Raw genomic sequence first — 701 nt, 5'->3', positions numbered from 1 at the left:
GGGTGAGCAATGCGCGCATCGGCAGGGCTCCGGGGTAGAAGGAGAGGACGCCGGGGACGTACTCGCCGGGTCGGGCCGGGAGTGGTTCGAGGGGACGGCCGGCGGCGGCGAAGTTGAGGATCAGGCCCAGGCGGCCGGTTGTTGCCCCGCGCAACCACACACGGCGGACGGTGAGGCGGTCGTCGGGCTCGATCACGCGGCCGAGGACCAGCCAGTCGTCCTCGACCTTCTCGCCGTCGGCCAGCACCCGGGCGGTCTCGACGTTCCAGCCGATGCGGGACTGCACGGTGTCCGCGAGTGCGGGTGGCAGTTCGGGGAGCCGGGCATGGGCTGCGACGATCAGGTGGATGAGGGACAGCTCCTCGAGCAGCTCGCCCGGCCAGCCGTGTCCACGCCCGACGACTGCGGCAGCACGCCGTACCGCCCCCGCGACGCCGGGTGCCTGCGCATCGACCATCCGGGCGGCCAGTCGGCTCAGCTCGGTGTAGGCGCGCTGGTCGAATCCACCCAGCCCCTGCCGCACCTGGTCGTCCAGCCAGCTCGCCAACTCCGCCATACCGGCCGACACCCGATCGGCCCGGCGCGACGCCCGCTCCTGCGCAGCCAGCGGGTCAGCAACCTCCCCCGGCTTCCGCTCCGGCCGCTCGGTCCGCTTGCTCACCCACGAGTCAACCCACTCCGGCTCCTCGCCCGGCCGAACC

At 73.2% G+C, this 701-nt stretch carries 1 pseudogene; it reads right to left on the bottom strand.

From position 1 onward, the window contains the following. Window positions 1-661, bottom strand: a pseudogene (locus tag E1261_RS44970) (SWIM zinc finger family protein); the annotation flags it as partial. Window positions 662-701: the final 40 nt, after the last annotated feature.

This window comes from Kribbella albertanoniae, assembly GCF_004348455.1.
Classification (GTDB): domain Bacteria; phylum Actinomycetota; class Actinomycetes; order Propionibacteriales; family Kribbellaceae; genus Kribbella; species Kribbella albertanoniae.
This window is presented reverse-complemented; position numbering and strand designations above follow the sequence as displayed.